Raw genomic sequence first — 7,006 nt, 5'->3', positions numbered from 1 at the left:
ATCCAACAAGTTGCTGAGGTGAAAGTTTTTTACATAAGGGAGTAAAGTTTTGGATGTCAGCAAATAATATACTGGCTTGTTCAAAATAGTCAGCAATTAACTTTGGTGAATGTTTTAACCGTTGCGCGATGCTCAAAGGTAAAATGTTTAAAAGTAATTGTTCTGAATGATTTTTCTCTACTGCTAATTTTTGCCAACTGCGGTCAACAATTTTCCATAAATAAAAGCTACATAATAAACAGGAAAGCGCAAATAAGCAGGTATATAGTAGTTTAAAAACATTTTGCTCAAGCGAGGTGGCTGAACGAACTGCAGAAAGGTAAAACCATACCTCTAGTGATATAAACAAAAAACACAGTCCGATTAAGAGTGTTATAACCAATAAACGTTCTTTTTTATTAAAAAGGAAAGGACAAACAAAAACGGCTAATAAAAAAAAGTATTGGATATTGAGGTTGGTTTTCCAAATTAGACAAGAAATCAATATGTTTGTTACGTAGGCTAAAACTAATAGGGTTCTTGCTAGCTCATGAGCTTTTAATGTATTGATAAGCGGTACAAAGCTTAGCAACATAACAGTCAAGACTTTTAAATACGCCTCATACCGTCCTGTTCCGTTCCAAAAGTAAATGGCCGTGGGTAGTTGCAATAAAAAAAGGTAGCAGATGAAGATTGCAATAATATTGGTTAAACGGATAGGGTTGATGTTTTCTGCTGATTGCGAGCTTATCCCAGAATTGACCCATGCTTTGAAAGTAGCATTGATCATTTTTAAATCCTTTTAAAAATCAGAGTGAAAATCAAGTGTAGTTCACTCCGACAATTTTCGGATATGGATTAGGCTAATATAAGTTGAGTATCGGCTTTTAACTTTCTAACTGCTCAACAAACTCTATAGCTCGACCAATGTAATTAGCCGGGGAAAGTGCTTTGAGTTGTACTTTGGCGTTATCAGGTATTGCTAGGGTATCGATGAAGTTAGCCATAATTTGCTGATTAATTTTCTTACCACGAGTTAACTCTTTGAGCTTTTCGTAAGGCTTTTCAATCCCATAACGACGCATAACTGTTTGTACAGGCTCTGCTAACAATTCCCAATTGTTGTCCAATTCATTGCGTAAACTCTGTTCATTCACTTGCAGCTTACTGATCCCTTTTAAAGAAGATTGATAAGCAATAATTGAATAACCTACGCCAACACCTAAATTTCTAAGTACGGTTGAGTCAGTTAAATCTCGTTGCCATCTAGAAACAGGCAACTTACTGGCCAGATGACCAAACATGGCGTTAGCTAAACCCAAATTACCCTCTGAGTTCTCAAAATCGATGGGATTAACTTTATGAGGCATGGTTGACGAACCTATTTCGCCAGCAATAGTTTTTTGTTTAAAGTGACCAAGAGCTATATAACCCCATACATCCCTATTAAAATCTAGCAAAATGGTATTGAATCGAGCAACCGCATCAAACAACTCTGCAATATAATCATGTGGTTCAATTTGGGTGGTAAAGGCGTTAAAAGTAATACCTAGGCCAGTCACAAATTCTTCTGCAAATGTGTGCCAATCAAGATCAGGATAAGCACTAAGGTGTGCGTTATAGTTACCTACAGCGCCATTTATTTTGCCTAATATATGAACTTCTGCAATCTGTTTGCGCTGGCGCTGCAGACGGATCATGACATTGGCCATTTCCTTACCCATAGTAGTGGGAGAGGCGGGTTGTCCGTGTGTACGCGCCATCATAGGAACTGATTTTAATTCTATAGCTAAACGTTTAAGTTCTGAAAGAAGCTTATCGCAATAAGGTAAAATCACTTCATTTCTGGCTTCAGTTAACATTAATCCGTGAGATAAGTTATTGATGTCTTCTGAGGTGCACGCAAAATGAATAAATTCATTTACTGCTTGAAGCTCAGGTATATCGGATACTTTTTCTTTCAAGAAGTATTCTACGGCCTTTACATCGTGATTAGTGGTGCGCTCGATATCTTTAATACGTTGCGCGTCGGCTTCAGAAAATTCATTTACAATGCCATCCAGAAATGAATTAGCTTGTGAGCTCAATACTGGAACTTCTTGAATGTCTGTGGTGGCGGCTAATTTTTGTAACCAACGAATTTCTACAATTACACGGTATCTCAGTAATCCAAATTCACTGAAAATGTGTCTTAACTCAACTGTTTTAGTTCCATAACGACCGTCTACTGGGGAAACCGCTGTGAGTGCAGATAGTACCGATAAGTTCATGAAATACTCCTAATTTGGCGTGCTGATATTTTTTAACGTGTGTTCTGCGCTATCTATAATTTGTTGCCGACTGAATAGTATGTGTCTGCGTTTACCACCAAGTTGACGCCATAAGACAGCTGCTCGAACGCCTGCCAGCAATAAAGCACGCACTCGATGTTGGTTATCAGGAAGCTTCAACATTTCAGGGTCTCCTGCCACTTGGATTTTTCTAGCAACAGGACTCACTACATCAGTATAAATACTGGCTAAGTTACTCAGCTCTTGATTGTTAGTGAGATCCAAATGAAGCTGTTGTCGTTGAACATTAGATATACGTTCGCCTAAAGCGGCCATAGATTTTTTACTGGTACTTAATTTGCGTTCGATAGACAACAAATTCGCAATATAGCGAGTAATTTCCACATCTTTGTTAGTTGATTGACCGCTAAGTTGAGCAATCAAGGTTTGGTAACCCAACGTTAATTGGTTAGTATCGCCAAACACCTGTTCAGTATTTTCTGAATTAGTAATGGTGATACTATTTAACGATGTCATTAAAGTTTGGTTATCGAATTCACTGCCACGAGCGATTTTTTTCACTAACGCAGCTGCTTGACACAGGCCGGCTAATGCAATGTTACTTTCATAAAATCGGTTATTATTAGTACTCATTAACGGATATAATTCTCTATTATGCCACCACCCAAACAAATCTCGTTTTGGTAAAAAACAGCAGATTGACCTGGGGTAACAGCTTTTTGTGGTTCATCGAATTCAACTAATAGACTGCCGTCAGTATTGGGCATTATTTGGCATGAAATATCTTGTTGGCGGTAGCGGGTTTTTACTGAACATCTAATCGGTCGTTGTGGGCCTTTACGATCAACCCAATGCAATTGGTTCGCTAACAATCCGGTTGAATAAAGGCGAGGGTGATTCGCACCTTGGCCTACAATCAGCATATTACGTTCGATATCTTTTTCCACGACGAACCAAGGTTCTTCGCCATACTCTTTCATACCACCAATTAACAGACCTTTACGTTGGCCTAAGGTGTGGTACATCAAACCATCGTGTTTGCCAATTATTTTACCTTCAGCAGTTTCAATATCACCGGGCTGTGCAGGTAAATATTGGGCTAAGAAGTCTTTGAATTTTCGCTCGCCGATGAAACAAATACCTGTACTATCTTTTTTATCGTGGGTAACTAAATTTTGTTCCAATGCTATTTCACGCACCCGTGGTTTTTCTAAATGACCAATAGGAAAAAGTGTTTGAGCGATGTGCTGTTCGCCCAAAGTGTATAGAAAATAGCTTTGATCTTTGTTGTCATCCAAACCACGCAACATTTGCCAATTTCCAGTTTCATTTGAGCGCTGCACATAATGACCTGTAGCAATATAATCTGCATTTAATTCTTGTGCTGCAAATTCGAGAAATGCTTTAAATTTGATTTCTTTATTGCACATAATGTCTGGATTAGGCGTTCGACCTGCTTTGTACTCTGCTAAAAAATATTCAAACACGTTGTCCCAATACTCAGCAGCAAAGTTAATAGTATGTAGTGTTATCCCTAACTTATCTGATACGGCTTGGGCATCTTTTAAATCTTCAGCAGCGGCACAATACTCATCATTGTCGTCTTCTTCCCAATTTTTCATAAACAAACCTTCAACTTGATAGCCTTGTTCTTTGAGTAGATATGCAGAAACCGAAGAATCAACACCACCGGACATACCTACCACTACTTTAACTTGGCTGTTGTCTTGTGTTTGTTCTGTGGTTTGAGGTTGTTGAATCATAAAGTAAATGAATTTTTTTGCCTAAAAATGGAGACGCAGTTTATCAGTTATTTTTGTTGAAATCATTAGCTTAATCATGGGATTTAAGTATATGAAAGTTGTTGATTGTTAGAGCTCTTAGTGTGTTTTTATCTAAATTAATGAAGAACATGCACTTTATCTAACATCATCCAACTCAGCTGGTAAAGATCTTTTTCTCAGCGTGACTAAAGTTTGCTGTGCGACTTTATTTTTGATAAAAACAACAAGTATGAAGTAAAATTTCTGTTTGAAATAATTTTCGTTATTTGGTTGTTTCGAAAATTAAATTGCCAAAGTTCATAATACCTTTCAAAGTGCGTACCAGATAAAAGAGACACAAATCAATCCAACCCAAAAATCCTCAATTACTTCAAGCTTTGAATGCTATTCAAAATAATGGTCAGAAATAGAACATCTAAAGGATGCATATCCAAAAAACAATAAATACCTCGAAGGGATGACTAAGACATTGCTAAAAATATGAACGAAAATATTTTAGGTACAGGATCAGCAGAATTCACGAAAGAAAATACGTTTGGTTTCAAAAGCCCAAAAAAACTTGTTTTAGACTAGTCTTCGACATTTAATATTCCTATAAATTATTTGGTTGATATTTCAAATTTAGTCCTTTGATACACAATCTTGAATTTACGCTTATATTAAGAAGACTGCTTGATAGCTTTTCAAATTAACTCATCAATGATGAGTTTAAGTAGAAACGATTCCCGTTCAATTGATAAACCTTTTTTGTCGCTATTTTTCATAGTATTTTCATTATGGGCAAATGCGTCATGAATATTCAACCATACTGGTCGCATGCCGTTGTGTGCCTCATACTTTTCAAGTTGTGTTTCACCTAATTCTTCATCGACGCTGCAAGTAAAGCAAAATGAATTCATGTGCATGGTATCAAGGTCATTTTTATACCAGGGACGAAACTCTTCATAACGCCCAAAAGGTACAATATCAGCTATTCCTTTAGCACCAGTTTCTTCTGTGAGTTCTCGCATGAGCCCTTTGATAATATCTTCCCCCTCATTAATGCCGCCACCGGGTAAAGTGTAATCGTGGTAGCGTTCGGTATAAAGCATCAAAATATTCTCACCGTTTAACACAATGGCGCGAGCTGCTTGACGACTAAATATAAATGAACTGTTGGGATTTGCATCAGGATGAATGGCAGTTTTTAGTAGACGCATATTATCTCTGGTTGTGTTTGAAGCGCGGCAGTCTAACGAATCAAAGAGCTGTTGTATTGGAAAATATCTATGATGTAGAACGATTACAAACGAGTAATTAAAGGCAAAAAATGGCCAAAAAAAAGCCTGATAAAAATCAGGCTTAAAAAGAGAACACACATAAAAACTACATATTCAGAGGGTGAGTAACAACATAAGTTCAATTTGTTGTTAATTATTTTCCAATCGCGTTTCTCAATGCAGACAGAGCATTAGAGTTAAGCAGCAAAATCAAACGCTCTGAACTCGCAGTTCTAAACGAACATGTATTGTTAATTATCGGTAAATACCTCATTGTTTTTATGAAATTCATTTCAAGTTTTTCTTAACATGGATGGCTTTATAATTACTTTTACCTTTCAGCGAAGTTTGCTTGTCGTATCATTGATAAGAACCGAGGAAACGACTACTCTACGGCGCATTCAAATACGGTGCATTCAAAAAACGGGGTATTATGCATTTTACAATAAACTCATTAGTGTTCTTTTTATGTGTTAGCACCCCTCTGTGCGCATTTGCAAAGAAAAGTGTAGAGACTAATTTACTGGCAGTAGCCAATGATAATCGCCTACTACAATATTATGAAAACGGTGAGAGTAAAGGTCCTTCGATTGAGATCCTTCAAGCCATTTTAAAAGAAGCGCAACTCGATGCTAAAGTTGAGTTTATGCCATGGATACGTGCTTTTTCTACCGCGAGTAATAATCCTAATACATTGATTTTAAGTATGATAAAAACGCCTGAACGGGATGAAAACTTTCATTGGCTTATAAAGGTAAGTGATTTATCGAGAGTATTTATCTCTTTAACAAACAAGCCAGAAAATTATGTAGATAATATCCAGCAAGCGAAGCAAAAATTGATCGCTGTAGTTTTAGGCTCTGCAGGTTACAAAGAGTTAACCTCACATGGCTTTTCAGAACAAGAGAACCTATATTCCGTCTCTGATGACGAACTAATGGTTAATTTATTAGAAAATGGTCGAGTCGACTTAGTATATGACGATCCTGATAATGTGCAAAATATCTTAAATGAGCGAGGAAGTTCAGATGTTGCTATTAACTTTAAAAAAATAGCTCCAGAAAACGAACGCAGCGGCTATATTGCAATTAACAAAGCAACAGATATAACAATAGTTAATCGCTTACAGCAAGCCGCTCGCAAGTTTGAAAAAACAGCTGAATACGCTCGACTTCTTATCAAATGAGATGTGTTGAGGACGTATTCTCAATAATCATGAACAGTTGCATGGACACCCACGTTGGACGTAAGGTACGGCCCAATTGCGCCCACATGCCAATGTGAAACGAAAACCCACTCACGAGTTACATCGAATTATCTTGACTCCAATCCTAATTCAGAAGTTACGTATTAATACGTATACTAGGCAAAAAAAAGCCTGATAAAAATCAGGCTGAAAATGAGAACACACAAAAACTGTATATTCAGAGGGACAGTAACAATATAAGTTCAATTTGTTATAAATTGTTCTCAGTAAGTGTTAACCAATCTCAGGAATAACGTTTAAATTAAACAGTAAAATCAAGCACTCTGAAAATCCTCAGGTCAGACTCCGAACCTGTGCACAGCTATGCTACTGGTTTGTTAAAAAGTTTTCTCTATAGGCTTCTAAATGGGATTTTCGACGTTCAAATTTTCATGGTCATTCTCAGGTAGTTTAATATATTTAGATTTTTTAGGAGCTTGTTAATAC

5 protein-coding genes and 1 pseudogene are annotated in these 7,006 nt (G+C 37.0%); 1 reads left to right on the top strand and 5 read right to left on the bottom strand.

Features of this window, described 5'->3' with window-relative positions:
• The 5 genes and pseudogenes from QZ562_RS18245 to QZ562_RS18225 form a co-directional block, all read right to left on the bottom strand.
• Nucleotides 1–769, bottom strand: a pseudogene (locus tag QZ562_RS18245) (adenylate cyclase); the annotation flags it as partial.
• Nucleotides 770–866: 97 nt separating this feature from the next.
• Complete coding sequence (gene purB / locus QZ562_RS18240) at nucleotides 867–2,249, bottom strand: adenylosuccinate lyase (RefSeq protein WP_293763382.1); 1,383 nt, start codon at nucleotides 2,247–2,249, stop codon at nucleotides 867–869.
• Between the two features lie 9 nt (nucleotides 2,250–2,258).
• Entirely contained in the window at nucleotides 2,259–2,903 is a 645-nt protein-coding gene (hflD, locus tag QZ562_RS18235; protein WP_293763379.1) for a high frequency lysogenization protein HflD, read from the bottom strand.
• Nucleotides 2,903–4,033 (bottom strand): tRNA 2-thiouridine(34) synthase MnmA, encoded by a 1,131-nt coding sequence (gene mnmA / locus QZ562_RS18230; RefSeq protein ID WP_293763376.1) that lies wholly within the window; start codon nucleotides 4,031–4,033, stop codon nucleotides 2,903–2,905. Before mnmA ends, hflD begins: the two co-directional genes overlap by 1 nt.
• A gap of 704 nt (nucleotides 4,034–4,737) precedes the next feature.
• On the bottom strand, nucleotides 4,738–5,253 hold the full coding sequence (locus QZ562_RS18225; RefSeq protein WP_293763373.1) for an NUDIX hydrolase: 516 nt from the start codon (nucleotides 5,251–5,253) through the stop codon (nucleotides 4,738–4,740).
• Between the two features lie 493 nt (nucleotides 5,254–5,746).
• Here QZ562_RS18225 and QZ562_RS18220 point away from each other — a divergent pair, with 493 nt between their 5' ends.
• Nucleotides 5,747–6,499: an ABC transporter substrate-binding protein gene (locus QZ562_RS18220; protein ID WP_293763370.1), complete on the top strand. Its 753-nt coding sequence runs from the start codon at nucleotides 5,747–5,749 to the stop codon at nucleotides 6,497–6,499.
• Nucleotides 6,500–7,006 lie beyond the last annotated feature (507 nt).

This window comes from uncultured Paraglaciecola sp., assembly GCF_913058035.1.
Taxonomy (GTDB): domain Bacteria; phylum Pseudomonadota; class Gammaproteobacteria; order Enterobacterales; family Alteromonadaceae; genus Paraglaciecola.
Note: the sequence above shows the minus strand (reverse complement) of the source record. Positions and strands in the feature narration are given on the sequence as shown.